Below are 26187 nucleotides of genomic sequence, written 5' to 3'. Positions count from 1 at the left end.
TATTAAGTATCTTTGCACCTGCAAACTGCGATTGAACACTGATTACTTTAAAATGCGCTATTTCATTCAAATTTCTTACAACGGAACAAACTATCACGGTTGGCAACAACAACCTAACGCTAGTTCTGTACAAGAAACACTAAACAAAGCCTTGTCAACTGTTTTGAATTGCAAAATCGATTGCATGGGCGCAGGTCGCACTGATACTGGTGTACACGCAACACAAATGTACGCTCACTTTGATTGTGCTGAATTGCAAAATACAACTTCAATTATTCACAAACTCAATTCTTTTTTGCCAAAAGATATTGTTGTGCATGATTTAATTCAAGTTCACGACGATGCTCATGCGCGCTTTGATGCAACTAAAAGAACTTACGAATACCATATTCATTCGTTCAAAAATGCTTTTTTGCAAAACAAAAGCTGGTATTTTCATCAAAAACTAAATGTTGACTTAATGAATCAAGCTTGCAAAATCCTTTTCAATCATACCGATTTTCAATGTTTTTCTAAAGTTCATACCGATGTTAACACTTTTGATTGCAAAATTTATGAAGCTTTTTGGAAACAAGAAAATGCAAATCTTATCTTTACCATTTCGGCAGATAGATTCTTGCGCAATATGGTAAGAGCTATCTTAGGAACAATGGTAAACGTAGGCATAGAAAAAATAACATTAGAAGAATTTCAAACTATAATAGAAAGCAAAGACCGCAACAAAGCAGGTTTTTCAGTTCCAGCACACGGATTGTATTTAACTGAAATAGAGTATAATTATTTAAAGAATAAAGAAAATAAAGAATAGAAAATAGACTCTAAAAAATTTAACATTAAATGAAAGCGAAAGCATTCGATACTAACATATTCAAGCGAATTCTAAAATACACCAAACCCTTTCAATGGCGTTTTAATGGAGTAATTATTTTTGCTGTATCGTTATCTGTTTTTGCCGCACTTCGCCCTTATTTACTTAAGCAAACGGTTGATGGTTATATCAAAACGCACGACCAACAAGGTTTACTTTTCTATATTAGTTTGATGATTATTGTTTTAATGGCAGAAGTTTTTTCACAATTTTATTTTGTGTATTGGGCCAACTGGTTAGGACAAGATATTGTAAAAGACATTCGCATAAAACTTTTCAAACACATGTTGAGTTTTAGAATGAAATATTACGACAATGCGCCCGTTGGTCAATTAGTAACTCGTTCGGTTTCTGACATTGAAGCGATTGCCAAAATCTTCAGTCAAGGCCTTTTTATGATTATAAGTGACTTGATGAAAATGTTGGTTGTTCTCCTTTTTATGTTCTACATGAACTGGCGATTAACTTGGATTGTTATTGTTGCCATGCCGATTTTGGTTTATTTTACCCGAATTTTTCAAAAGAAAATGCAAGTAGCTTTTGAAGAAGTACGAACCCAAATTGCCAACCTCAACACGTTTGTACAGGAACGCGTAACAGGCATGAAAATCGTTCAACTTTTTAACCGTGAAACTATTGAAGCCGAAAAGTTTAGCGAAATCAATCAAAAGCACAACAAAGCATGGATAAAAACGATTTTGTACAACTCAATATTCTTTCCAATTGCCGATATTATTTCGTCGCTAACATTAGGTTTTGTTGTGCTTTATGGTGGCGTCAAAATTTTAAACGGCGATCACTTTACCACTTTTGGCGATTTGTTTTCCTATACTATGTTTATCGGAATGTTGTTCAATCCATTGCGACAAATTGCAGATAAATTCAACGAGATGCAAATGGGAATGATCGCAGCAAACAGAGTTTTTGATATTTTAGATACAGACGACCAAATTCAAGATACAGGAACGGTTGAAGCTCCAGTTTTTAGTGGTTCAATCGAATTTAAAGATGTTCATTTTGGTTATTTGGCAAATGAAGAAGTAATTAAAGGAATAAGTTTCAAAGTAAATTCTGGCGAAACCATTGCAATTGTAGGTGCTACTGGCGCAGGAAAATCAACCATTATCAATCTTTTGAATCGTTTTTACGAAATTAATAGTGGCTCTATTTTCATTGATAATCATAACGTAAAAGAATATTCTCTGAGTTCAATTAGAAAACAAATCGCTGTGGTTTTGCAAGACGTTTTTCTTTTTGCCGACACCATTTTGAATAACATAACCCTTAATAATCCCGAAATTTCACGTGAGCAAGTTGTTGAAGCTGCCAAAAAAATTGGTGTTCACGATTTCATTATGAGTTTGCCCGACAATTATGATTATAATGTTAAAGAACGTGGCATAATGTTATCATCTGGGCAACGACAATTAATTGCCTTTTTGAGAGCTTATGTAAGCAATCCGAGTATTTTAATTTTGGATGAAGCCACATCTTCTATCGATACTTACAGCGAAGAATTGATTCAAAGAGCAACCGAAACCATCACTAAAGACAGAACTTCAATAGTAATTGCACACCGATTGGCAACTATTATGAATGCCGACACTATTATTGTTATGGACAAAGGTTTAATTGTTGAACAAGGAACGCATCAAGAACTAATTACTAGAACCGACGGCTATTATAAAAAACTATATGATTCACAGTTTTCTGTGGCAATCGCTAACTAAATTCAAAATAAAATATGGAATTTACAGTAGCAATTTCAGAAGAAAAAGTTCCGCTAAAAAGAATAATTGGCTTAAATTATTCATCGTTGTTTTTCTAATTAATTGGGCAAATTCCTATATAGGAAATACTGATACTGCCTATTTGAAGAGATTCAAACTAGAAAATCCTAATCAAGAAGGAATTGAATTACGAGAAGTTGCCAAACCCGATTTTATTTTGATGACAACCGAAGGTAATTTTGGCGAATCTCAAATTTTAAGGTTACCCGAAAATACATTTGAATTTCCGTTGCCATTAATGCTTTGTATGATGACACATGAAATGGTTCATGCGATTCAAAAAAAAGAATTGGAATTATTGAAAGATGGAAGATGGAAGCTATAAAGTTATTTGCTTGCAAACTTTTAAACTCTTAAACTCTTAAACTTTTAAACTTTTTTACTAATTTTGCAATCTCAATTAATTTAGAAAATCATACAAGAAATGACAAGAGCTTTTGCAACTGCATTTTTACAATAAAAAAATAATTACGAAAAAATGAAATACGATATTATAGTTTTAGGAAGTGGACCAGGCGGATATGTTACAGCTATTCGTGCCTCACAATTAGGCTTTAAAGTAGCTGTTGTAGAAAAAGAAAATCTTGGTGGCGTTTGTTTAAATTGGGGTTGTATCCCAACAAAAGCGTTGTTAAAATCAGCTCAAGTTTTTGACTATTTAAAACATGCTTCCGATTATGGATTAACTGTTTCTTCTTTCGATAAAGATTTTGGAGCTGTTGTTTCAAGAAGTAGAGGTGTTGCAGACGGAATGAGTAAAGGTGTTCAATTTTTGATGAAAAAAAATAAAATTGATGTAGTTGAAGGTTTTGGAAAACTTAAACCAGGAAAAAAAGTTGATGTAACGGCTACTGACGGAAAAGTAACTGAATATTCAGCAGATCACATTATCATTGCAACTGGTGCTCGTTCAAGAGAATTGCCTAACTTGCCTCAAGATGGTGTAAAAGTTATTGGTTATAGACAAGCAATGACGTTGCCAACACAACCAAAATCGATGATTATTGTTGGTTCTGGTGCAATTGGTGTTGAGTTTGCTCATTTTTATAACTCAATGGGGACAAATGTTACTATTGTAGAATTTATGCCAAATATTGTTCCTGTTGAAGATGAAGATATTTCTAAACAAATGGAACGTTCCATGAAAAAAGCGGGGGTTTCAATCATGACTAGTTCGTCTGTTGAGCGCATTGATACCTCTGGTGCTGGTGTAAAAGCGTTTGTAAAAACGGCAAAAGGCGAAGAAGTTTTAGAAGCAGATATTTTACTTTCGGCAGTTGGCATTAAAACAAACATAGAAAATATTGGTCTTGAAGAAGTTGGAATTGCAACTGATAAAGATAAAATTTTGGTAAATGCTTACAACCAAACGAATGTTCCTGGCTACTATGCCATTGGTGATGTAACGCCAGGTCAAGCATTAGCTCACGTGGCTTCAGCAGAAGGAATTAACTGTGTTGAAAAAATCGCAGGCTTACACGTAGAACCAATTGATTACGGAAATGTTCCAGGTTGTACTTATGCTACTCCTGAAATTGCCTCAGTAGGTTTGACTGAAAAACAAGCTAAAGAAAAAGGATACGAATTGAAAATTGGAAAATTCCCATTCTCAGCATCAGGAAAAGCATCTGCTGCTGGTACAAAAGATGGTTTTGTAAAAGTGATTTTTGATGCCAAATACGGAGAATGGTTAGGTTGTCACATGATTGGTGCTGGTGTTACCGATATGATTGCAGAAGCAGTTGTAGCAAGAAAACTAGAAACAACTGGACACGAAATTCTAAAAGCAATACATCCACACCCAACTATGAGTGAAGCGGTTATGGAAGCTGTTGCTGATGCTTATGGTGAAGTAATTCACTTATAGAAAATTATACAAAATACAATCACTATCTAGCCCTGATAGCAGTGAAAATAAGAAATGCCTCGTTGTTCGAGGCATTTCTTATTGTAATTGATAGCAGGAATTACCAACACTGATAATGCCCGAGCCACCTGCCGGCAGGCAGGTTCGCTCCTATTCTTCATGATGAAGTGGTTTTTGTGCCATTATAATAAAGTAAAGCCCCACAGCAACGAGCGGAATACTTAACCATTGACCTGTTGATAATAATCCGAGTGATGATTCAAAACCGCCCTGGCTTTCTTTTACATATTCTACAAAGAAACGAACGGTAAAATTAAGCACTAAAAACGAACCGAATAATAATCCTAGTTTTTTGCGAGCATCTGTTTTCCAAAACATAAAAAACAAAATAGCAAATACAAAAATGTAGAAGAAAGCTTCATAAAGTTGTGCTGGATGTTTTGCAGGAACTTCTTGTAATATGTTGACAAAATTTGGATCGTTAACTATAGCACTGTAAGCCTCATTTGGGTCGGCAATTTTAGTTTTGGCAATTACTTCTCTTGATGAAAAATGATCTCTAACAAATCGAACACCAAATTGAGATGTAGTTTCTTTACCAACAATTTCGGAGTTGAAAAAATTACCTAATCTAACGAAAATAGCACCACTTGCAACTGGAATTACAACTCGGTCTAAAACCCATAGCAAAGGTCTTTTCATTATGTTTTTGCTAAAGAAATACATCGCAACAATAATTCCTAATGCAGCTCCATGACTTGCTAACCCTTGAAATCCTGTAAATTCAAATTCGGGATCAAAACGAAAAGGCAAAATGATTTCGGTAAAATGATTTCGGTAATATTCCCAATCATAAAAAAATACATGACCAAGCCTCGCACCTAATAATGTGGCAAAAAATGTCCATACAAAAAGAGAGTCTAATTTTTCTATAGATTCTTTTTCGCGAATAAATATTTTTTTGGTAATGTACCAACCAAGTCCAAATGCTATTACAAACATTAGACTATAAAAACGAACCGTTATTGGTCCTAAGTTAATTCCTTCAGATGGATTCCAGATCATAATGTTTATTTTTTTGAAGAAGTTAATGATTGCAAAAATTCTTCTTTAGTGAAGGGTATTGGTAATTTTGATAAATTCTCTTTTGACAAAGTATATTTGGATTTTACAGTTTTATCGGTATAAATGAATACTATATTAAAAGAGGTAAAGTCATAATAATCCAAAATTGCTTTAGTTTCTTCCGATGTGCTAACAAACTTGAATGTTTCATACATCATTTTTCCAGTAACGGTTTTTTGATTTAGTTCAATTTCTTCGTTATACTTTTCATTATTTGTAGTTTCCTTATAAACATCAACCTTAAATGTTAATGAAACTCGCAGCTCTTTAGCTTCATTTTTTTCATTCGTTCTAATATATCTTCTAAGATTGGCTACTAAATTACTTCTAATCAATTGATTTGCATCATCAATTAATTTAGTTCTTTGTTTAGCAGTAAACTCTTCGTTAGTCAAATCAATTTTAATTGGAATATAAGGCTCTAACAAGTTGCCAAAAATAAAATTGTTGTTTTCAATCTTCACTTTTCCTAATTTAGAAAGAATTTTAGTTCCAAAAATTAGTGGGATTTCTTGATCTTTTACTACAATTACATCAATATTGTTTAACATCAATCCTCCAATTGTAATTTCTTTTAGGTTAAATTTTAAACCAGGTGTTGCACCTAATTTTTCTAAATCATAAAGATTTTCCATTCTTAAATCTTCTTTTTTCAAGCTGTTGTTTTTGAACAAATAATCGGCATCAATCAATGAGATTTTAACATCATAATTCAAAGTATCAACAATAAATTTCATTGAAATTCTATTTACCGCACATGGAAAAACCGTAATTTCTTCTGTTCTTATAGTTTCAACAGCAACAGCAGTAGTATCAACCGTTTGCGCAAAAGAAATTGCACTTAAAAAGAATATAAATAGTAAGGAAAACTTTCTCATATTTTGAAATTTTAAAAAATAGAAATCTTAAATAGCGTTTATAATAGCTGCAAAATCATCAGCTTTTAAAGCCGCACCACCAATCAATCCGCCATCAACATCTGGTTTACCAAAAATTTCTTTTGCATTATCCGGTTTTACACTTCCACCATATAAAATTGAAACATTGTCAGCAATATCGTTTCCGTATGATTTACGAACCGTTTCTCTAATAAATTCGTGCATTTCTTGTGCTTGTTCTGGCGAAGCTGTTTCTCCAGTACCAATTGCCCATACTGGTTCGTATGCCAAAACAATATTTTCCCAAGACGTTTTATCTAAATGAAATAATCCGTCACGCAATTGGTTTTCAACTATATTAAAATGTTGTTTGTCTTGTCTGTCTTTCAATTCTTCACCAAAGCAAAAAATAACACTCATATTGTGTTTTATAGCGGTATCAACTTTAAATGAAATGATAGCATCGGTTTCTCCAAAATAAGCACGACGTTCTGAATGCCCAAGAATTACAGTATTAACACCAACACTTTGTAACATGTCAGCCGAAATTTCACCTGTATAAGCACCATTTTCTGCTTGATGCATATTTTGTGCAGCAACTCCAATATTAGTAAATTCTAAATGTTCTACAGCCGAAGCTAAGTTGATAAATGTGGGCGCTACAATAATTTGAACTTCTTTATCATTTGGAAGTTTATTGATTAACTCGTTTAATAAATCTTCCGTTTCTTCAGCGTTTTTGTGCATTTTCCAGTTTCCTGCAACAATTTTAGTTCTCATTATTCTAGTGTTTTTAAAGTTGAATTTATTTTTTCAAAATCTGTTTCGATGGCTCTGTAGATAACTACTTTTTGTTCTTTGTCAATTACAATATATCTCGGAATCCAATCTAAATCTATTGATTTTCCGAAAGCGCCTTTCATCATATTTTCATCATTTACCCAGTAATTTTCTCCTTTAACTTGGTGTTTTTCTATTCCGGCTTTCCATTTGTCAAGAGCTTTATCCATTGATATGAAAAGATAAACAACATTTGGATTATTGACTTGTAATTCTTTTACTTTTGGCATAGCTTTTACACAATCGCTACACCATGAAGCCCAAACTTCTACCAAAATTGTTTTCCCTTTATATTGATTTAAAACATCGCCAAAACTAATATCTTTACCTTCAAGAGTGGTTAATTTTTGTTTTTTACTTTTACTTGAAAATTGTTTTTGTGCATTGGTACACGATATTGTTGTCATAATAAGTAATAAAGCAATTGCAATATTTTTCATAATCTCTAATTTTTAACAAAGTTACTAAAGCTGTAACTTCATTTTTATAAAATTGGGTTATAATTTAGGATTTGTTTTTTTCAATTCAGCATAACCCTTTTTAATAAATTGATTGAATTCAGCACTATTAAATTTATTATCGGATATACCCCAATAAAATTTAACATCGTTTCCATTCCAGAGATACTTAATCCCTGGCGTGTCTTTGCCGCTTCCAAGAATGGTCCAAAACGGAATAATTTCTATTACTTGATAAGGATAAGTTGCTCCTGATTTTTCAAAAAATTGCGGAATCAAATCGGCTTCTTCGTTCATAAAAAGTATTGATAATGGTGGCAAACTAGCGTCTTTTTTACGCATCTCTGTTAGTTGTTTTGCTGTTTCTATACAATGTTCACAACCTGGTGCAAAAAAACCAAGAATCTTTTTATTTTTATCAATATTTGGGAAAAACTTCTTGTAACCTGATTTTACTTTTTTAGGTTCAATCGCTTCTTTTTCAATTTTTACTATTGCTGCAGAATCTTTTTGGATTTCAGTAACTGGCATTTCAACTTTTACAGAGTCTATTGCAATTGTATTCCCATCAGAAATTGTATCTTCAACCGTTTCTTCAATTGGAGAAATGGTAAATTTTGCTGCAGGCGGCTGAATTGGGGCCAACATATAAATCCCTAAAATAGAGGCAAAAAGAACAGTTGTCAAAAGCCAAAAATTGTGTTTTAGCGAATGAGATTTTGGCATAATTGTATATAAATATGCTAACAAACCAATGGCAACAAGGTTTTTGATAATTGCTTCGATTGGTGTCATTGGAATTAACTCACCAAAACAACCACAGTTTCCTGAATTTCCACCGCTTAAAAAAGTTACAAACGTCAAATGTCCAACAAAAACAGCCAAAAGTAAGATTGTAGCTGGAATTATAAATTTACGTAACCAATGATTTTGCAATAATAAAAGCCCTAAAGCCATTTCAATTCCAATCAAGGATCTTGAAAAATAAGGCGCAATACTTTCTGAAAAACCTAATGTGTAAAGTTGTTTTACTTCAAAAGTTGAAATTGCAAAATATGGCGATGGATATAATTTGGCAATAGCCGAAATAATGAATAAAATGGCAACAATAATTCTAATTGCCCAAGCTATATAAGTCTTTTTGTTTTCCATAAATATATTTTTAAACAAAGGTAAAAAAGCGAATCTTTATGAGTTGTTAATGAGATGTTATTAGTTAAAATTCCAAAATACAAATTACAAATAAATTTTAAATCATTAATTTTTAAAACTTCTTCATTAAAATCAACGCAAAAACCGAATAGTTAATTATATCTTGGTAATTAGCATCAATTCCTTCCGAAACCAATGTTTTTCCTTTGTTGTCTTCAATTTGTTTTACACGAAGTAATTTTTGCAAAATCAAATCAGTTAATGAGCTTACTCGCATTTCGCGCCAAGCTTCACCATAATCATGGTTTTTGTTTTCCATTAATTCTTTAGTTAATGAAATTTTTTCATCGTATAATTTTGTGGCAGTGACAACATCCAAATCGGGTTGGTCAACAACACCTAATTCTAACTGAATAAGCGCCATTATACAATAATTGATAATTCCGATGAATTCACCAGTTTCATCTTCATCAACTTTGCGAACTTCATTTTCTTGCAAACTGCGAATGCGTTGCGCTTTGATGAAAATTTGGTCGGTAAGCGATGGTAATCTCAAAATGCGCCATGCACTTCCGTAATCGGTCATTTTTTTGGAAAATAAATCGCGACAAACGCCAATAACTTTATCGTATTCTTGTGAAGTATTCTTCATTAATAGTATCTTTGTAATATATTTTTCAAAAGTAGTGAATTATGTCTAATATCAAAAGTAGAATAAACCCAAAAAACTCATAAACTTTTAAACCCTTAAACTCATAAACCCTTAAACTTTTAAACTTCAAAACTCTTAAACTTCAAAACTCTTAAACTTCAAAACTCTTAAACTTTCAATGACACTAAACTGCAAAGGACAACTTATCGATTTAGCTTTACCAAAAGTGATGGGAATTCTCAATGTAACGCCCAATTCTTTTTATGACGGTGGAAAATTTGCAGATGAGAAAGCTTTACTAAATCAAGTTGAAAAAATGTTGAATGAGGGTTCGACTTTCATTGATATTGGGGGTTACTCAAGTAAACCCAATGCCGAATTTGTTTCAGAAGAAGAAGAATTGCAACGTGTTATTCCTATTGTTACTACTATAATTCAAAAATTTCCTGAAACTTTAATTTCTATTGATACTTTTAGGAGTAAAGTTGCCAAAGAAAGTATTGAAAATGGTGCAGCAATAATAAACGACATTTCGGCAGGAAATCTTGATGAAAACATGATGAAAACTGTTGCCGAATTACAAGTTCCGTATAGTATGATGCACATGAAAGGAACTCCGCAAACCATGCAATTACTCACGCAATATGAAAATATTGTAAAAGAAATGATGTTCTATTTTTCTGGAAAAGTAGCACAGGCTAGAAGTTTCGGAATAAACGATTTGATTCTCGATCCTGGATTTGGTTTTGCCAAAACACTCGAACAAAATTTTGAAGTTTTGAACAAATTAGAATTATTTAAAATGCTAGAACTGCCAATTTTAGCAGGAATTTCTAGAAAATCAATGATATACAAAACCTTAGAAACCGATGCCAAAAATAGCCTAAACGGAACAACATCGTTAAACACTATTAGCTTGATGAAAGGCGCCAAAATTTTACGTGTTCACGATGTAAAAGAAGCGGTTGAATGTGTCAAATTATATAATTTGTTAAAATCCAAATAATCAAATACCAAAATGAAAAATATAGTTTATATTTTTTTAGTTTTAGCGTTAGTTTCTTGTAGCAATAAAGAAGTTTTATTGCCACAAGTTGATAGAACAATTGTTGCAACTGTTGAAGATCATTCTCCAATTTATATGTTTTTTGAAACCAAAGAAAATGATACTTTAGTCGATTTAAATCGAAAAAATTCGATAAGTTCAACTAACTGGATTTTCAATATAGACAAGCGTTTGCCATTGAAATTAGTGATTCCTGAAGTCATAAAAATGCAAGCAAAAAAATCGGGAAGTATGCACAAAAATGCTGAATCTCAAAACTATTTTTCGTATTCTGACAGCATTCACAAAAAATTAGCGTTTGTACCATTTACGAAAATAAAATATGTACTTGGTAAACCTCAATTTGGTATTCAAATTTATTTTTCAAAAAATGATAAAATTATTGTTATAGAAAATCAAGATAAAAGCCAAACAGAAGTAAAAAAAGAAAAATTATTTGAGTACCTTTTATCAATTCCTGGTAACAAAGCGAATAAGTATATTTTTTGCCATGATTTAAAAAGTAATTATCAAAAATTCATCAGAAATAATGTCTATATAGCAGAACTACAACTTCAAATTCCAGTTATGAATTTAACCAATGAAGAATACATTTATTGAGATTCTTCCTTCGTCAAAATGACAAACAAGCTAATAACTGCCTACTGCGACTGACAACTGTAAACTTACTACCAAATCACTGATGATGATAAGGTTCGTTTCTTAAAATAGTAAACCCGCGATACAGTTGTTCAATCACAAAAAGTCGTACCATTTGATGCGAAAAAGTCATGGCAGAAAGTGAAATTTTACCTTGTGCTTTTTTGTAAACTTCATCGCTAAAACCATACGGACCGCCAATTACAAAAACCAAGGTTTTAATGCCAGCATTCATTTTCTTTTGCAAATAATCAGAAAAACCAACACTTGAAAATGTTGTACCGTTTTCGTCAAGTAAAATTAATTGATCGGTTGCCACTAATTTAGCCAAAATAAGTTCGCCTTCTTTCTCTTTTTGCTGACTTTCAGAAAGATTTTTAACGTTTTTTATATCGGGAATGATTTCTAAATCAAATTTGATGTAAAACGACAACCGCTTTGTATAATCATCAATTAGTGTTTGTAACGATTTGTTGTCGGTTTTACCAATGGCAAGTAGTTTGATATTCATATATTTTTTATAAAATTCAAAGATAACAAATCAAAAAAAAAATTACAATAATAAATACTACTTTTGACGTTATAGTTACTATGGCAAAAAAGTATTTAATTGTGGTATTTCTTTTCTGTTTTTCTGCGCTTTTGGCTCAAGAAAACGGTTCGACTTATGCTACAAAAAAAATTGCTTTTACCAAAGACACGGTTGCAATCGAAAAAAATAGCATCAACAATTCATATTTCAAGATTTTAGACAAAAATCAAACCGTTATTGATACAAGTTTTTACAAAATAAATTTCCAAAAAGGAAAACTTATTTTCAATCCTACCTACATTTCACAAGATTCTATTACTATTCAGTATCTTAAATTCCCCGATTTTTTAACCAAAACTTATGCTATTTATGACGAAAGCAAATTGGTGCCTAATCGCGATGGAAATTTATATTCAATTCAAGAAGCTAAACTCAATGCATTCAAGCCTTTTAATGGTTTGAATACTTCTGGAAGCATCACTAGAGGTGTTACTATTGGAAATAATCAAAATGCGGTTGTAAATTCTAATCTGGATTTACAAATAACTGGAAAAATATCTGATAAAGTAAGTATTCGTGCTTCTATTCAAGATAGTAATATTCCACTTCAAGACAATGGATATTCACAAAAATTAGACGAGTTTGATCAAATATTTATAGAACTTTTTTCAGATAAATGGGCTATTCGTGCAGGCGATTTGTTTCTTGAAAACCGCCAATCACGATTTCTAAATTTCAATAAAAAAGTACAAGGTTTGTCCACCAATTTCAACTTTGGAAATGAAGAACATAAAACCAATATTTTTGCTTCAGGTTCATTGGTTCGTGGTCAATATGCCAAAAGTGCTTTTATTGGACAAGAAGGCAATCAAGGACCTTACAAATTACGTGGAACCAATGGCGAACTTTTTATTTTGGTAATTTCGGGTTCCGAACGTGTTTATGTTAACGGAATTTTGAAAGAACGTGGAGAAAACAAAGAGTATGTTATCGATTACAATGCAGGAGAAATCACATTTACGTCTTTATTTCCAATAACTTCCGAAATGCGAATTACTATTGAATACCAATATGCTGAGAGAAATTATACACGCTTTGTAACCTATTTTGGAGCTTCTCACGAAACCAAATCGTGGAGTATTGGTGCGAATGTTTATTCTGAAAACGATATAAAAAACCAGTCGTTGCAACAAAATTTATCCAAAGAACAAGCTCAAATTTTAATAAATGCTGGTGATGATTCTGCGTTAATGACTTCACCTTCAGCATTTGAAGATAGTTATTCTGAAAATAAAATTTTATACAAAAAAGTAATTATAGATGGAATCGAAGTTTTTAAATATTCAAATGTTTCAACAGATGTATTATACAATGTTCGTTTTACTTTTCAAGGAGAAAAACAAGGAAATTATAATCTAAAAAACGGAAACGCAATTGGCAAAATCTACGAATATGTTTCGCCTATAGCTGGTATAAAACAAGGAAGTTATGAGCCAATTGTAAAGTTGATTGCACCAACTAAAATTCAAATTGCTAATTTGTTTGGAAAATTCAATCCTTCAGAAAAAACACTGGTCGATTTTGAATTAGGCATTAGCAAAAACGATTTGAACTTGTTTTCATCTAAAAATGATAATGACAACAATGGTTTAGCTGGCAAAATAAATGCCAAACAACGTCTTTTTACCAAAAAATGGGAAGTTGATGCTTTTGCAAATTTTCAATTGGTTCAAAAAGATTTTAGAACAATTGAACGACTTTACACGATTGAATTTAACCGTGATTGGAATATTGCTTCGCTTGAAGGAAATCAAAGTTATTTGGTTTCGGGTATGAATTTTAATTTGCCACAAAAAGGAACTTTTACTTATCAATATGAAAACCTAAATTTCTCCGATAATTTTTCAGGAAATCGACATACAATAAACGGAAATTTCAAATTAAAAAGCTGGACATTAAACAATTTGAGTAGCATAATGAAAAGCGATGGAACAACTGCTAAATCTGATTTTATTCGTCATCAAACGCAAGCTAAATTTCATTTTAACAAAAATTGGATTGGATCATCTGTTAGACTTGAAGACAATAAAGAAAAACTAAAAACGACTAATTCATATTCGGCTTTAAGTCAAAAATTTACCGAATTTGGAACATTTGTTGGTCGTGGTGATAGCACCAAAGTTTTTGTTGAAGTTGGTTATTTGCAAAGAGCTAATGACAGTTTGCAAAACGGATTTGTGCAACGTGTAAACCGATCGCAATCTTATTATATGAAATCAAAATTGATTCAAAATGAGAAAAGTGATTTGTCGGTTTACATCAATTATCGAAACTTAAAATATGAAAACCAATCTATTGCTGATGAACCTTCGTTAAACTCACGAGTTTTGTACAACGATCAGTTTTTTGATCAATTATTGCAAACTACAACAGCATTTGAAACCAATTCGGGTTCGATTTTTCAACAAGAATTCACCTACTTAGAAGTCGAACCAGGACGAGGAGTTTACATGTGGAATGATTATAATAGTAACGGAATTCAGGAATTAGAAGAGTTTGAAGTAGCACCATTTCCAGATCAAGCAAAATATGTTAGGGTCTTTTTACCAAATCAAAATTTTGTAAAAACACATCAAAATAAGTTTTCAGAATCAGTAACTTTTAACCTGCAAAAATGGCAAAACGAAAAAGGATTTAAGAAATTACTATCTTATTTTTATAACCAAACTTCATTTTTAATTGATAGAAAAATAAAGCGAAAAGAAGCTAATTTCGATTTAAATCCGTTTAGCAATTCCGAAACCGATTTGCTTGGTTTGAACACAAGTTTCAGAAATAGTTTGTTCTATAATAGAGGTAAACAAAAACATTCAACAACCTATACTTTCTTGAATAGTCGCGCTAGAAATTTACTTTCAATTGGTTCACAAGAAAGTAAAAACCAATCACATCAATTGCAATACCAGCATTTATTTCAAACCAATTGGCTATTTGAAGCCGACGGAAAAACCATAAAAACGGCAACATCAATAAAAGACATTGGATTTACAGAAACTATTTCTTCGAGAAATTATGAGCTAAAAGGCTACCAATTCATGCCTAAAATTTCTTATTTGTTTTCAAAAAATGCAAGTTGGGATTTATTTTACGAATTTCAGAAAAAAGACAATCAAATTGGCGAATTAGAAAGCCTAAAACAATCGCGATTTGGAACTTCATTTACAGTGGCAAATGAAAAAAAATTAACCATGAATGGCGAGTTTTCTCTTTATAATAATGATTTTGTTGGAAGTCAAACAACACCAGCAGCCTTCCAAATCCTGGAAGGGTTACAAGCTGGAAAAAATACGGTTTGGCGAATTTTAATTCAGAAAAACTTAACTCAATATCTTGATATAAATGTGAATTATCAAGGTCGAAAAAGTGAAACTAGCCAAACTATTCATACTGGAAGTGTGCAATTGAGAGCTTATTTTTAAATAAAATAGTTATGGAATGGTTTTGTAAACTGAAAATTGCAATTTTAACATTCTAAATTTAATTAAATTAAAACTAGTCAAAAAGTATTGTTATTATGTTTAGTATTTATTTTTTTAATGCCATTTTTGCTCAATCAGCAAATAAATGTTTAAAACAAAAGCAAAACGGTAAAAACGTATATTGATAGTGACGAAAATTAATTTTTAGATTAATTAAAAAATAGAAACTCCAAAGCATCAAGGTTTTGAATTTTTTTTTGAACTAAACCAATCACATTCGTGTTAATGAGTTGTTAAGGTTAGTTTTGATTACAATTTTTGATTATTTTTAGACCTATATTTTAAAATCTTTAAGTTGAAAATTAACAGATTAAATACCATTATAATTCTCGGATTGTTTGCTATCATTGGAATTTTGGTAGCACAATTACTTTGGACAAGGCAAGCCTACACAATTGAAGAAAAAAAATTCAGTCAAAAAGTGTACGTTTCTTTGCTAGAAGTTGCCAAAAAGTTATACGAAGGAACCAATAATGAATTGCCGTCAGAAAACCCGATTCAGAAAGTTTCCAACGATTATTATATTGTAAATGTAAACAACGATTTTGATGCCGAAGTTTTAGAATTTTACCTAAAATCTGAATTTGAAAAAGCTTCTATCAAAACCGACTTTGAATATGCCATCTACAATTGTCAAAGTGACGAAATGGTTTATGGAAATTATATTTCACTAGATAAAAGCAATAATAAAACATCTGTTTTTTTTCCAAAACATGAAAACTTAGTTTACTATTTTGCGGTTCGTTTTCCTAACGAACGCTCTTTTTTGTTCAGTTCGCTAAAGTTTTGGTTTGTACTTTCATTTGCTTTAATTATCATTTTGTTGGTTTATGTTTACTCAATTGTAACGATTTTGCAACAAAAAAAATATTCCGAATTACAGCGCGATTTTATCAATAACATGACGCACGAATTCAAGACACCATTGTCTTCTATTTTGATTGCCTCTAATTATTTAATTAATCAGGACAAAATAAAATCGGACGTGAGACTTTCTAATTATTCCAAAATTATCATCGAACAAAGTAAAAAATTAAACAGTCATATTGAGAAAATTTTGACCATTGCCAAGTCCGATAGCGTACAAATGATTATCAGAAAAGAAAATGTTTCAGTTATCCCAATAATTGAAGAAGTGATTGAAAATGTGAAACTTAGAAACGAAGAAGTGACTATCGAACTAAAAACTATTTTGTCAACTATTGATATTGAGGCCGATGTTTTTCATTTTACAAACCTTATTTATAATTTGGTTGACAATTCTATAAAATATTGCGACGGAAAACCAAAAATAATCATCGAAATTTCAAGAACTTACACGCATTTAGTCATCAAATTCATTGACAACGGAATTGGAATTTCTGAGAAAAAGTTGCCCTTTATTTTTGACAAATTCTATCGCGAAACTACAAAAAACAGCAATGAAGTAAACGGATTCGGACTTGGATTATACTACGTAAAAAAAATATGCGAACTTCATAAATGGCAAATTATGGCTAAAAATAACACCGAAAAAGGAATAACAGTATCACTTTTAATCAAATAAAAATGAGTCAATTTAAAATTTTATATGCCGAAGACGACGAAACTTTAGCTTTTTTAACCAAAGATAATTTGGAACAAAACGGCTACGAAGTCTATCATTGCTCAGATGGTTCTTTGTGTATAGAGAAATTTCAAAAAGAAAATTTTGACATTTGTATTCTAGATATTATGATGCCCAAAATGGACGGTTTTGAGTTGGCAGAAGCCATAAGAAAAGTAAATTCAGATATTCCAATCATTTTTCTTTCGGCAAAAACACTAAAAGAAGATCGAATAAAAGGTTTGCGATTAGGCGCCGATGATTATCTTGTAAAGCCATTCAGCATTGAAGAGTTGGTACTCAAAATTGAAATTTTTCTCAAGCGTTCACAAAAAAATAAAGTGCAAGAACAACAATTTTATAAAGTGGGTAACTACCAATTTGACCCAACCAATTTTCTAGTTTTTAATTCAGATGAAAAAGTAAATCTTACCCAACGCGAATCAGAATTGTTACAACTTTTCCTCGATAATAAAAATAAAGTGCTCAAAAGAGAAGAAATTCTCAAGGCGTTATGGGGAAATGACGATTATTTTTTGGGCAGAAGTTTAGATGTTTTCATTTCACGTTTGCGCAAAATTCTGGTAAACGAAAAAAACATCACTATCGAAAATCTTCACGGTATTGGATTTAAGTTTTCTATTTTGGAATAAATTTATATTATTTATTTTATTGAAAAATCATTTGATAAAAATAGAAATATTTATTTCTAAAAATTTTGCCTGCCAATGATTACCATGATTTCTATTTCATCGGCATTAATTTTATAAAAAATAGTGTCAACTCCACAAACACAATAGCGATATCCTCTTTTATAATGATTGCCATTGGGAAACAAAAAAGGATTTGATGCTATTTTAGAAAAACATTCAAAAAACATTTCGTAATATTTAACAGCTTGTTCCAAACCAAATAGACCAATACCATATTCAAAAATCCGAGTCAAATCTTCTTCAACTTGAATGTTAAGTTTATAACTATACATTCAATTTTTTCTTAATTTCTGCTAATAATTCTTCTTTAGTCTTTGTGCTAAAACCACTTTTCTCTGCCTTTTCTATCTTCATTCTCACAAATTCAACATAAGCATCTTGCTCACGAGCTTGCTTGATTAAATAATTTACTGCTTCACTTTTACTAGTAAATTCTTCGTTAGCTACCTGTTGTTTTAACCATTCATCATTTTGATTAGCTAATGTAATACTTTGTCTCGACATATATAACATATTTTGTGGTGTAAATATACACCATTTTGTTTTGATTGTACTAATTTTTTCTCAAAATAAATTAGTAAACTATTGTTCAAAACCATTAATAACTTCTGCTAAATAGATTTGTAACAACTATAAAATACATTTACTTTTGTCACATCATAAATTTAACTACATATAATGGCAAACATTCAACAACTACAAGATTTAACAACACAAGTTCGTCGCGACATTTTGCGAATGGTACATGCTGTAAATTCAGGGCATCCGGGTGGTTCACTTGGTTGTGCAGAATTTTTAGTAGCGCTTTACCAAGAAATCATGACTAGAAAAGTAGGTTTTGATATGGACGGAAAAGGAGAAGATTTATTTTTTCTTTCTAACGGTCATATTTCTCCTGTTTTTTATAGCGTTTTAGCAAGAAGCGGGTATTTTCCAGTTTCAGAATTGGCAACGTTCCGTAAATTGAACACACGTTTACAAGGGCATCCAACAACTCATGAAGGTTTGCCTGGAGTTCGTATTGCATCAGGTTCATTAGGACAAGGCTTGTCGGTGGCAATTGGTGCTGCACAAGCAAAAAAATTAAACAATGACACTAATCTAGTGTACACACTTCACGGTGACGGCGAACTGCAAGAAGGTCAAAACTGGGAAGCTATTATGTATGCTTCTGCCAAAAAAGTTGACAATTTAATTGCAACTATCGATTTAAACGGAAAACAAATTGACGGAACAACCGACGAAGTTTTGAGCATGGGAAGTTTGAGAGCAAAATTTGAAGCTTTTGATTGGGATGTTCTAGAAGTTGCTGAGGGAAATAACCTAGAAGCAATAATAGCCGGACTAAATGAAGCTAAATCAAGAACTGGAAAAGGAAAACCAGTTTGTATTTTGTTGCATACCGAAATGGGGAATGGTGTTGATTACATGATGTATTCGCATGCATGGCACGGAAAAGCTCCAAATGATGAGCAATTAGCAAAGGCTTTAGAACAAAATGTTGAAACTTTAGGCGATTATTAGAATTATGAAAAAATATACAAATACAGGAAGTAAAGATACACGTTCGGGTTTTGGTGCAGGAATGACTGAATTGGGACAAAAAAATGAAAATGTTGTGGCACTTTGTGCCGATTTAATAGGTTCGTTAAAGTTTGATGATTTTAAGAAAAACCATCCAGAGCGTTTTTTCCAAATTGGAATTGCTGAAGCGAATATGATAGGAATTGCTGCAGGATTAACGATTGGTGGAAAAATTCCATTTACAGGAACATTTGCCAATTTTTCTACTGGTAGAGTGTATGACCAAATACGTCAATCTGTTGCTTACTCAGATAAAAATGTAAAAATTTGTGCTTCTCACGCCGGATTAACATTGGGTGAAGATGGAGCTACACATCAAATACTAGAAGATATAGGTTTGATGAAAATGCTACCAGGAATGACGGTAATCAATACTTGCGATTATAACCAAACCAAAGCGGCAACACTTGCTCTTGCTGATCATCATGGACCAGCTTATTTGCGTTTTGGTCGTCCTGTTGTGCCTAATTTTACACCAGCTGACGAACCATTTGTAATAGGAAAAGCGATTATGCTTAATGAAGGTTCTGATGTTACTATTGTTGCAACTGGACATTTAGTTTGGGAAGCACTATTAGCTGCTGAAAAGTTAGAAGAAAAAGGAATTTCAGCTGAAGTGATTAATATTCATACTATCAAACCTTTAGACGAAGAAGCTATTTTAAAATCGGTTGCTAAAACAGGTTGCATTGTAACTGCCGAAGAGCATAATTTTTTAGGCGGATTAGGAGAAAGTGTTTCAAGAGTATTGGCACTTAATAATCCAAAACCTCAGGAGTTTGTTGCCGTAAACGATAGCTTTGGCGAAAGCGGAACTCCAGAACAACTAATGGAAAAATACAAGCTAAACAACCAAGCAATAGTTGAAGCCGTTGAACGAGTTATGAAAAGAAAATAACAAGTTTTATAATTTAAAAATCTCTTCAAAAAAACATTTGAAGGGATTTTTTTATTTCAGCAAAATGAGAAAAATTAATAGTCAAAAGTTCCAAATTCACTTTTTATAGTGAGTTTTTTTGTTTCGCTTGCTTCAACCCTACCAACAATTTGCGCTTCAACTCCAAAAGATTTTGAAATGGCAATTATGTCATTTGCAATTTCGGCAGGAACGTATAATTCCATTCGGTGACCGCAATTGAAAACTTGGTACATTTCTTTCCAATCGGTTTGCGATTGTTCTTGAATCAATTTAAAAAGTGGCGGAACAGGAAATAAGTTGTCTTTTATTACATGAACATTATCTACAAAATGTAAAATCTTAGTTTGTGCGCCACCGCTGCAATGCACCATTCCGTGAATTTCATTTGGTGTGTACTTGTCAAGAATACTTTTTATAATTGGCGCATACGTTCTTGTAGGTGAAAGCACTAATTTTCCTGCATCAATTGGAGAATCTACAACCGAATCTGTCAATTTTACTTTTCCAGAATAAACCAATTCTTTTGGCACTTGCGCATCAAAACTTTCAGGAAATTTATCAGCTAAATAGTTGTCAAAAACATCATGTCTTGCCGATGTTAAACCATTGCTTCCCATGCCACCATTGTAACTTTTTTCATAGTTAGCTTGCCCAGAAGAAGCCAATCCAACTATTACATCACCTGGTTTTATATTAGCATTATCAATAACTTTAGAACGTTTCATACGAGCCGTAACTGTAGAATCTACAATAATTGTTCGAACCAAATCACCGACATCGGCGGTCTCGCCACCAGTGGAATGAATTGTTACGCCAAAAGATTTCAATTCGGCAATTAACTCTTCAGTTCCATTGATAATAGCGGAAATAACTTCGGCTGGAATTAGGTTTTTATTACGACCAATTGTTGAAGAAAGCAAAATATTATCGGTTGCGCCAACACATAACAAATCGTCAATATTCATTATTAATGCGTCTTGAGCAATACCTTTCCAAACAGATAAATCATCTGTTTCTTTCCAATACATGTAGGCTAAAGACGATTTTGTTCCAGCACCATCAGCATGCATTATTAGGCAATAATCATCATCATTGGTCAAATAATCGGGAACAATTTTGCAAAAAGCCTTTGGAAATAAACCTTTATCGATGTTTTTGATAGCGTTATGAACGTCTTCTTTGGAAGCAGAAACTCCGCGCAAATTATAGCGTTGGCTGTTGTCAGAACTCATTGTGTAGTTATTGTTGTGTCTGGCAAAGATAATTAATTAGATGGAAGTTGGAAGTTGGAAGTTAGAAGTTTTTTCAATTTTCTAAAATCAAGATTTCTACTCTTCTATTGGCGGCTCTTTCTGTTTCGTCTTTTTCAGGAATTGGAAAAAGTGGTTGTGAAACTCCAAAACCTTTGTAGGCAACTCTTGAGCTTTCAATACCGTTTTGACGTAAAAAATTAGAAATGGCTTTGGCTCTTTGTGAAGACAAATCAACTCTGTCTTTGGTCATGCAACATAAATGTCCTTGCAATTCAATTTTTAATTTAGGATTATTTTGCATAACCAATAGCAATTCGTAAAGTTTGCTACGCGATTCATTGACAACTGCAAACGTATTTATTACAAAATTCAAATTATCAATTTTTAGCTTATCACCAACTGCTGAATTACCAATTTGTTTCATAAATTCAACATTTAGCTTATACTCAACTCTACTTCCGTCAGGATTTTCGATTACTAATTCTTTTGGGTAATTGATTTCTTTTTTTGGTTGAATTACAATTTCATCTTTTTTAATTCCGAGAATTTCATCTTCTTTTGCCAAATCTTTTTCTAGCAAATAATAAATAGTAACTTTTCTGTTCTCGGATTTGTTGGTAGATTGCTTGAAATTCTCTCCGAAACTTCTAGTTTTAAAATCTTCACGAATTTTGATTTTATCTTTTACTTGATTGAAAATAAAATTTACTCTTTTTTTAGCCAAAGTATCATTAAAACCAGAAGTTCCGTCTTCATCGGTATAACCATTTATAGCTACAATTTTCACTTCTTTGTTGGCAATCATCCAATCTTGTAATTTCTTATTTTCAGTCTTTGTAAATTCATGCTTATTACTTTCAAAATAAACCACAAATTGCTCTTGAGAAAAAGAAAAAACAGATTGAAGAAAAATATAGATAAAAAGAAGTTTCGTTTTCATTTTGTATAATTTATTCAAATTTAGTCATACTAATTATAGATAGCAAAAGTTACACCAAAAAAAAGAATCAAAAAATAGAATTGTATGAATTACATTTTTTGATTCAACTATAATTTAAAAACTAAGTTTTATTCAGCTGCTACAGCCGAAGAATATTTACTGTTTTTAAATGCTGAAACCCATTTCATTTCAAAATCAGATGGTATTTTTGGTTTTTTGATGGTTTTTTTAGTAAATCATCCTAAAAACATTCAACTATTAGTGTTATTAATAATCAAAAATTATATTTAGTAATGGGTTTATAAAATAGTGATTTTAGAAAAAAAACTGCTTAAAATTTATAAGCAGTTTTTATTTATTCAACTCTGTCAAAGTTTAAAAATTTGACAGAGTTTTACTTTTACTTATCTCGTAAACAACAACTCTCTATATTTAGTCAATGTCCAAATTTCGTCATCAACTAACAATTCTAATTTATCACAATGTTCTCTAATAACTTCAAAGTATGGTTTTACTTTATCACAGTACATTTCGGCCATTTTTTGAGCATCAGTTAAAGCATTTGCTTTTTTACGGGCTTCGGTCATTGCTTCTACATTAGAGTTAATTCCTTCAATATGAGAAGAAATTTCTTTGATTAAAGATATTTGTTCTTTGGCAATTTTCTCGAAGTCTTTTCCGAAGATTTCTTTCAAGCCACGAACATTTTCAATCAACGTATTTTGATAACGAATAGCTGTTGGAATCACATGATTTCTTGCGATATCGCCTAAAACTCTTCCTTCTATTTGGATTTTCTTTGTGTATTCCTCCAATTCAATTTCGTAACGAGCTTCCACCTCAACGTGATTCATTACATTTAAGTCTTTGAATAAATCTAATGCTTTTTTAGAAACTCTAGCTTTCAAAGCAGCTGGAGTTGTTTTATGATTGCTCAATCCACGTTTTTTTGCTTCTTTTTCCCATGCATCACTATAACCATCACCTTCAAAAAGAATGTTTTTGGTTTCTTTGATGTATTCTCTTAATACATTAAAAATAGCTTCGTCTTTCTTTAAATCTTTAGTTTCAATTAAAGCATCTACTTCTCTTTTGAAATCTTTCAATTGTTTTGCAACGATAGAATTTAAAGTTGTCATTGCATTTGCACAATTTGCAGATGAACCAACAGCTCTAAATTCAAATTTATTTCCTGTGAAAGCAAATGGAGACGTTCTATTTCTATCGGTATTATCCAACATTACATCTGGAATTTTACCAACAACGTTTAGTTTCAAATCGGTTTTTTCTTCTGGAGACAATTTCCCTTTTGAAACACCTTCTAATTCAGCCAAAACTTTAGTTAATTGCTCACCAATGAACACAGAAATGATTGCTGGCGGCGCTTCATTTGCTCCTAATCTATGGTCATTACTTGCCGTTGCAATGGCAGCACGAAGTAATTCTTCATATTCATTTACCGCTTTAATTGTATTAATAAAAAACGATAAGAATTGTAAATTACTCATAGGAGTTTTACTTGGAGAAAGCAAGTTTACACCAGTATCTGTAGCCAACGACCAGTTATTATGTTTTCCAGAACCATTTACACCTTTAAAAGGTTTCTCGTGAAAAAGAACCATAAAATCATGACGCTCGCCAACTTTAGACATTACATCCATCAATAATGAATTGTGATCTACAGCTAAATTAGTTTCTTCAAAAATTGGAGCCAACTCAAACTGATTTGGAGCAACCTCATTGTGACGCGTTTTTACTGGAATTCCAAGTAACATACATTCTTCTTCCAATTCTCTCATATAATTTAGAGCACGAGAAGGAATGGATCCAAAATAATGGTCGTCTAATTGTTGTCCTTTTGCAGAAGTATGTCCAAGTAACGTTCTACCTGTCATCATTAAATCGGGACGTGATTGTGCTAAAGAAGCATCTACCAAAAAATATTCTTGTTCCCAACCCAAAGTTGCAGTTACTTTTTTAACATTTTTATCAAAATATTTACATACATCAGTCGCCGCTTCGTCGACCGCATTTAAAGCACGTAAAAGTGGTGTTTTATAATCTAAGGCCTCACCTGTATAAGAAATGAAAACCGTTGGAATACATAAAGTTGTACCAAAGATAAACGCTGGAGAAGTTGGATCCCAAGCTGTATATCCACGTGCTTCGAATGTATTTCTGATTCCACCATTTGGGAAAGAAGAAGCATCTGGCTCTTGTTGTACTAATTGTCCGCCACCAAATTTTTCAACTGGATCGGAACCATCGTACGAAGTTTCAAAAAAAGCATCATGTTTTTCGGCAGTTGTTCCTGTTAAGGGTTGAAACCAGTGTGTATAATGAGTTACACCTTTAGAAAGTGCCCACTCTTTCATACCCATTGCGATATAATCGGCTAATTTTCTGTCAATTTTAGTTCCATGTTGGACAGCATCTTTAACACCTTTATAAGCATCAGAAGTTAAAAACTGCTTCATTGCTTTGTCATTAAACACATTTGAACCAAAAAGATCTGATTTTCTACCAGCTTCTTCAAATTTTACAGGCTTTCTAGCCGAAGCATCTTTTAATGCTTGAAAACGTAAAGTTGACATAAATTAAGTTTTTAAATAGTTATACCCTAATAATTTGATACAAATATAACAATATTTAGATTAAAAAATAATTATACCCTATTTTTTTAGGGGTGAAACTAATAAATTATAATTTTCAAAAATTCAAATTCCAATTCCAATTTTACTATATTTTATTATGGAATTTGGGATTTGGAATTTGGGATTTTATAATGTTATCTTTGTGAAAAACAATTGTTATGCTAGTTTGGATTATATTTATTGCTTCAATTTTATTTTTTCTTGCTTTAGATTTGGGTGTATTTAACAAAACGCCTCATATTATATCTTCAAAAGAAGCTGGAAAATGGACAGGGATTTTTGTGACTATTTCATTTTTATTTTCAGGAGTTATTTATTGGATTTATCAAAATAATTATATTGAAAACCCTACTAATCTATCGCCTAATTTGGCTGTAATTAAATATATTACAGGATATTTAATTGAACTTTCACTTAGTGTTGATAATATTTTTGTGATTGCAGTCATTTTTGCATCTTTCAAAATTCCGCAAAAATACCAGCATAGAGTTTTGTTTTGGGGAATTCTTGGCGCTATCGTCTTTAGAGGATTAATGATATATTTTGGTGTTTTACTGATAAATAAATTCAGCTGGATGACTTATTTATTTGGAGCTTTCTTAATTTTTACTGCCGCTAAAATGGTATTCAAAGGTGAAGAAGAACAATTTAATCCAAAAAAATCTTTTATTTTTAGAAATATGCGAAAAGTTATGCCCGTAACTATGCATATGGAAGGACAAAAGTTCTTTATTAAAAAAAGAGGATTTACTTTTGCAACTCCTTTATTTGTTGCACTTATAGTTATAGAACTAATGGATGTCCTTTTTGCTATGGATAGTGTTCCAGCGATATTAGCTATTACATCTGACCCATTTTTAGTATTTAGTTCCAATATATTTGCCATTCTTGGATTACGATCAATGTATTTCTTTTTAGCAAATATGTTAGAGAAATTTAGTTATTTAGAATACAGTTTAATAGCTATTTTGACATTTGTGGGAATAAAAATGTTACTCATCCATCACTTTAAATTTCCAGAATGGGTTTCTTTAGGATTTATTGCATTAGCATTATTAGGTGGAATATTATATTCATTACATAAAGCAAAAGAGAATGAAAATCAGTTACCTAAAAATGAATAAGAAAGAAAG

Annotated in this window: 24 protein-coding genes; 12 read left to right on the top strand and 12 right to left on the bottom strand. The window is 31.8% G+C overall.

From position 1 onward, the window contains the following. Positions 1–52 precede the first annotated feature (52 nt). The 4 genes from truA (at position 53) to lpdA (ending at position 4525) form a co-directional block, all read left to right on the top strand. On the top strand, positions 53–808 hold the full coding sequence (gene truA / locus ACIQ66_RS03125) for a tRNA pseudouridine(38-40) synthase TruA (protein ID WP_396211347.1): 756 nt from the start codon (positions 53–55) through the stop codon (positions 806–808). 29 nt (positions 809–837) lie between these two features. Then, complete coding sequence (locus ACIQ66_RS03120; protein ID WP_396211346.1) at positions 838–2598, top strand: ABC transporter ATP-binding protein; 1761 nt, start codon at positions 838–840, stop codon at positions 2596–2598. Next, positions 2564–2983 carry a hypothetical protein gene (locus tag ACIQ66_RS03115; RefSeq protein ID WP_396211345.1) on the top strand — a complete coding sequence of 140 codons (420 nt, stop codon included), beginning with the start codon at positions 2564–2566 and terminating at the stop codon, positions 2981–2983. Before ACIQ66_RS03120 ends, ACIQ66_RS03115 begins: the two co-directional genes overlap by 35 nt. A 153-nt stretch (positions 2984–3136) precedes the next feature. Beyond that, complete coding sequence (lpdA, locus tag ACIQ66_RS03110) at positions 3137–4525, top strand: dihydrolipoyl dehydrogenase (RefSeq protein WP_396211344.1); 1389 nt, start codon at positions 3137–3139, stop codon at positions 4523–4525. A gap of 150 nt (positions 4526–4675) precedes the next feature. On the opposite strand, the gene lgt is transcribed toward lpdA, so the two are convergent. The 6 genes from lgt to ACIQ66_RS03080 form a co-directional block, all read right to left on the bottom strand. Next, positions 4676–5590, bottom strand: a complete 915-nt coding sequence (gene lgt / locus ACIQ66_RS03105) for a prolipoprotein diacylglyceryl transferase (protein ID WP_396211343.1) — start codon at positions 5588–5590, stop codon at positions 4676–4678. A 5-nt stretch (positions 5591–5595) separates the two neighbouring features. Next, a complete protein-coding gene (locus ACIQ66_RS03100; RefSeq protein WP_396211342.1) occupies positions 5596–6528 on the bottom strand; it encodes a hypothetical protein in 933 nt (310 codons plus the stop codon). 27 nt (positions 6529–6555) lie between these two features. Continuing rightward, positions 6556–7308 (bottom strand): triose-phosphate isomerase, encoded by a 753-nt coding sequence (gene tpiA, locus ACIQ66_RS03095; protein WP_396211341.1) that lies wholly within the window; start codon positions 7306–7308, stop codon positions 6556–6558. Further along, positions 7308–7808 (bottom strand): TlpA family protein disulfide reductase, encoded by a 501-nt coding sequence (locus ACIQ66_RS03090; protein WP_396211340.1) that lies wholly within the window; start codon positions 7806–7808, stop codon positions 7308–7310. Before ACIQ66_RS03090 ends, tpiA begins: the two co-directional genes overlap by 1 nt. A gap of 57 nt (positions 7809–7865) precedes the next feature. Then, positions 7866–8978 (bottom strand): MauE/DoxX family redox-associated membrane protein, encoded by a 1113-nt coding sequence (locus ACIQ66_RS03085; RefSeq protein WP_396211339.1) that lies wholly within the window; start codon positions 8976–8978, stop codon positions 7866–7868. Between the two features lie 112 nt (positions 8979–9090). After that, complete coding sequence (locus ACIQ66_RS03080; protein ID WP_396211338.1) at positions 9091–9630, bottom strand: DUF1599 domain-containing protein; 540 nt, start codon at positions 9628–9630, stop codon at positions 9091–9093. A gap of 178 nt (positions 9631–9808) precedes the next feature. Between ACIQ66_RS03080 and folP the strand changes: the two genes are divergently transcribed. Next, positions 9809–10636 carry a dihydropteroate synthase gene (gene folP, locus ACIQ66_RS03075; RefSeq protein ID WP_396211337.1) on the top strand — a complete coding sequence of 276 codons (828 nt, stop codon included), beginning with the start codon at positions 9809–9811 and terminating at the stop codon, positions 10634–10636. A 12-nt stretch (positions 10637–10648) separates the two neighbouring features. Continuing rightward, positions 10649–11296: a hypothetical protein gene (locus ACIQ66_RS03070; RefSeq protein ID WP_396211336.1), complete on the top strand. Its 648-nt coding sequence runs from the start codon at positions 10649–10651 to the stop codon at positions 11294–11296. Positions 11297–11372: 76 nt separating this feature from the next. Here the strand turns inward: ACIQ66_RS03070 and rlmH are convergent, their stop codons facing one another. Then, a complete protein-coding gene (gene rlmH / locus ACIQ66_RS03065) occupies positions 11373–11846 on the bottom strand; it encodes a 23S rRNA (pseudouridine(1915)-N(3))-methyltransferase RlmH (protein WP_396211335.1) in 474 nt (157 codons plus the stop codon). An 80-nt stretch (positions 11847–11926) separates the two neighbouring features. On the opposite strand from rlmH, the gene ACIQ66_RS03060 reads away from it, so the two are divergent. The 3 genes from ACIQ66_RS03060 (at position 11927) to ACIQ66_RS03050 (ending at position 17644) form a co-directional block, all read left to right on the top strand. Continuing rightward, entirely contained in the window at positions 11927–15346 is a 3420-nt protein-coding gene (locus ACIQ66_RS03060) for a hypothetical protein (RefSeq protein ID WP_396211334.1), read from the top strand. Positions 15347–15701: 355 nt separating this feature from the next. Next, positions 15702–16952 (top strand): sensor histidine kinase, encoded by a 1251-nt coding sequence (locus tag ACIQ66_RS03055; RefSeq protein WP_396211333.1) that lies wholly within the window; start codon positions 15702–15704, stop codon positions 16950–16952. 2 nt (positions 16953–16954) lie between these two features. Next, a complete protein-coding gene (locus tag ACIQ66_RS03050; RefSeq protein WP_396211332.1) occupies positions 16955–17644 on the top strand; it encodes a response regulator transcription factor in 690 nt (229 codons plus the stop codon). A 56-nt stretch (positions 17645–17700) separates the two neighbouring features. Here ACIQ66_RS03050 and ACIQ66_RS03045 read toward each other — a convergent pair whose 3' ends face one another. Together ACIQ66_RS03045 and ACIQ66_RS03040 are read right to left on the bottom strand one after the other, a co-directional pair. Next, on the bottom strand, positions 17701–17976 hold the full coding sequence (locus tag ACIQ66_RS03045) for a type II toxin-antitoxin system RelE/ParE family toxin (protein WP_298177167.1): 276 nt from the start codon (positions 17974–17976) through the stop codon (positions 17701–17703). Beyond that, entirely contained in the window at positions 17969–18208 is a 240-nt protein-coding gene (locus ACIQ66_RS03040) for a type II toxin-antitoxin system ParD family antitoxin (protein ID WP_396211331.1), read from the bottom strand. Before ACIQ66_RS03040 ends, ACIQ66_RS03045 begins: the two co-directional genes overlap by 8 nt. A gap of 171 nt (positions 18209–18379) precedes the next feature. On the opposite strand from ACIQ66_RS03040, the gene ACIQ66_RS03035 reads away from it, so the two are divergent. Together ACIQ66_RS03035 and ACIQ66_RS03030 are read left to right on the top strand one after the other, a co-directional pair. Next, a complete protein-coding gene (locus tag ACIQ66_RS03035) occupies positions 18380–19228 on the top strand; it encodes a transketolase (RefSeq protein WP_396211401.1) in 849 nt (282 codons plus the stop codon). Positions 19229–19232: 4 nt separating this feature from the next. Further along, positions 19233–20186 carry a transketolase family protein gene (locus tag ACIQ66_RS03030; RefSeq protein WP_396211330.1) on the top strand — a complete coding sequence of 318 codons (954 nt, stop codon included), beginning with the start codon at positions 19233–19235 and terminating at the stop codon, positions 20184–20186. A gap of 74 nt (positions 20187–20260) precedes the next feature. Here the strand turns inward: ACIQ66_RS03030 and ACIQ66_RS03025 are convergent, their stop codons facing one another. The 3 genes from ACIQ66_RS03025 to ACIQ66_RS03015 all read right to left on the bottom strand — a co-directional run bounded on the left by ACIQ66_RS03025 (position 20261) and on the right by ACIQ66_RS03015 (position 24994). Next, positions 20261–21439 (bottom strand): AIR synthase related protein, encoded by a 1179-nt coding sequence (locus ACIQ66_RS03025; RefSeq protein ID WP_396211329.1) that lies wholly within the window; start codon positions 21437–21439, stop codon positions 20261–20263. A 73-nt stretch (positions 21440–21512) separates the two neighbouring features. Further along, positions 21513–22400, bottom strand: a complete 888-nt coding sequence (locus ACIQ66_RS03020) for an OmpA family protein (RefSeq protein WP_396211328.1) — start codon at positions 22398–22400, stop codon at positions 21513–21515. A 404-nt stretch (positions 22401–22804) separates the two neighbouring features. Continuing rightward, entirely contained in the window at positions 22805–24994 is a 2190-nt protein-coding gene (locus tag ACIQ66_RS03015) for a glutamine synthetase III (protein WP_396211327.1), read from the bottom strand. 218 nt (positions 24995–25212) lie between these two features. On the opposite strand from ACIQ66_RS03015, the gene ACIQ66_RS03010 reads away from it, so the two are divergent. Next, complete coding sequence (locus tag ACIQ66_RS03010; RefSeq protein ID WP_396211326.1) at positions 25213–26178, top strand: TerC family protein; 966 nt, start codon at positions 25213–25215, stop codon at positions 26176–26178. The last annotated feature ends 9 nt before the right edge of the window (positions 26179–26187 follow it).

The sequence above is a fragment of the Flavobacterium sp. genome (genome assembly GCF_044377315.1).
GTDB lineage: Bacteria > Bacteroidota > Bacteroidia > Flavobacteriales > Flavobacteriaceae > Flavobacterium.
This window is presented reverse-complemented; position numbering and strand designations above follow the sequence as displayed.

Bases quoted from the DNA above. Each gene is read 5' to 3' on its own strand.
- truA (WP_396211347.1), top strand. From the start codon at position 53: ATGCGCTATTTCATTCAAATTTCTTACAACGGAACAAACTATCACGGT.
- ACIQ66_RS03120 (WP_396211346.1), top strand. From the start codon at position 838: ATGAAAGCGAAAGCATTCGATACTAACATATTCAAGCGAATTCTAAAA.
- ACIQ66_RS03115 (WP_396211345.1), top strand. From the start codon at position 2,564: ATGATTCACAGTTTTCTGTGGCAATCGCTAACTAAATTCAAAATAAAA.
- lpdA (WP_396211344.1), top strand. From the start codon at position 3,137: ATGAAATACGATATTATAGTTTTAGGAAGTGGACCAGGCGGATATGTT.
- lgt (WP_396211343.1), bottom strand. From the start codon at position 5,590: ATGATCTGGAATCCATCTGAAGGAATTAACTTAGGACCAATAACGGTT.
- ACIQ66_RS03100 (WP_396211342.1), bottom strand. From the start codon at position 6,528: ATGAGAAAGTTTTCCTTACTATTTATATTCTTTTTAAGTGCAATTTCT.
- tpiA (WP_396211341.1), bottom strand. From the start codon at position 7,308: ATGAGAACTAAAATTGTTGCAGGAAACTGGAAAATGCACAAAAACGCT.
- ACIQ66_RS03090 (WP_396211340.1), bottom strand. From the start codon at position 7,808: ATGAAAAATATTGCAATTGCTTTATTACTTATTATGACAACAATATCG.
- ACIQ66_RS03085 (WP_396211339.1), bottom strand. From the start codon at position 8,978: ATGGAAAACAAAAAGACTTATATAGCTTGGGCAATTAGAATTATTGTT.
- ACIQ66_RS03080 (WP_396211338.1), bottom strand. From the start codon at position 9,630: ATGAAGAATACTTCACAAGAATACGATAAAGTTATTGGCGTTTGTCGC.
- folP (WP_396211337.1), top strand. From the start codon at position 9,809: ATGACACTAAACTGCAAAGGACAACTTATCGATTTAGCTTTACCAAAA.
- ACIQ66_RS03070 (WP_396211336.1), top strand. From the start codon at position 10,649: ATGAAAAATATAGTTTATATTTTTTTAGTTTTAGCGTTAGTTTCTTGT.
- rlmH (WP_396211335.1), bottom strand. From the start codon at position 11,846: ATGAATATCAAACTACTTGCCATTGGTAAAACCGACAACAAATCGTTA.
- ACIQ66_RS03060 (WP_396211334.1), top strand. From the start codon at position 11,927: ATGGCAAAAAAGTATTTAATTGTGGTATTTCTTTTCTGTTTTTCTGCG.
- ACIQ66_RS03050 (WP_396211332.1), top strand. From the start codon at position 16,955: ATGAGTCAATTTAAAATTTTATATGCCGAAGACGACGAAACTTTAGCT.
- ACIQ66_RS03045 (WP_298177167.1), bottom strand. From the start codon at position 17,976: ATGTATAGTTATAAACTTAACATTCAAGTTGAAGAAGATTTGACTCGG.
- ACIQ66_RS03040 (WP_396211331.1), bottom strand. From the start codon at position 18,208: ATGTCGAGACAAAGTATTACATTAGCTAATCAAAATGATGAATGGTTA.
- ACIQ66_RS03030 (WP_396211330.1), top strand. From the start codon at position 19,233: ATGAAAAAATATACAAATACAGGAAGTAAAGATACACGTTCGGGTTTT.
- ACIQ66_RS03025 (WP_396211329.1), bottom strand. From the start codon at position 21,439: ATGAGTTCTGACAACAGCCAACGCTATAATTTGCGCGGAGTTTCTGCT.
- ACIQ66_RS03020 (WP_396211328.1), bottom strand. From the start codon at position 22,400: ATGAAAACGAAACTTCTTTTTATCTATATTTTTCTTCAATCTGTTTTT.
- ACIQ66_RS03015 (WP_396211327.1), bottom strand. From the start codon at position 24,994: ATGTCAACTTTACGTTTTCAAGCATTAAAAGATGCTTCGGCTAGAAAG.
- ACIQ66_RS03010 (WP_396211326.1), top strand. From the start codon at position 25,213: ATGCTAGTTTGGATTATATTTATTGCTTCAATTTTATTTTTTCTTGCT.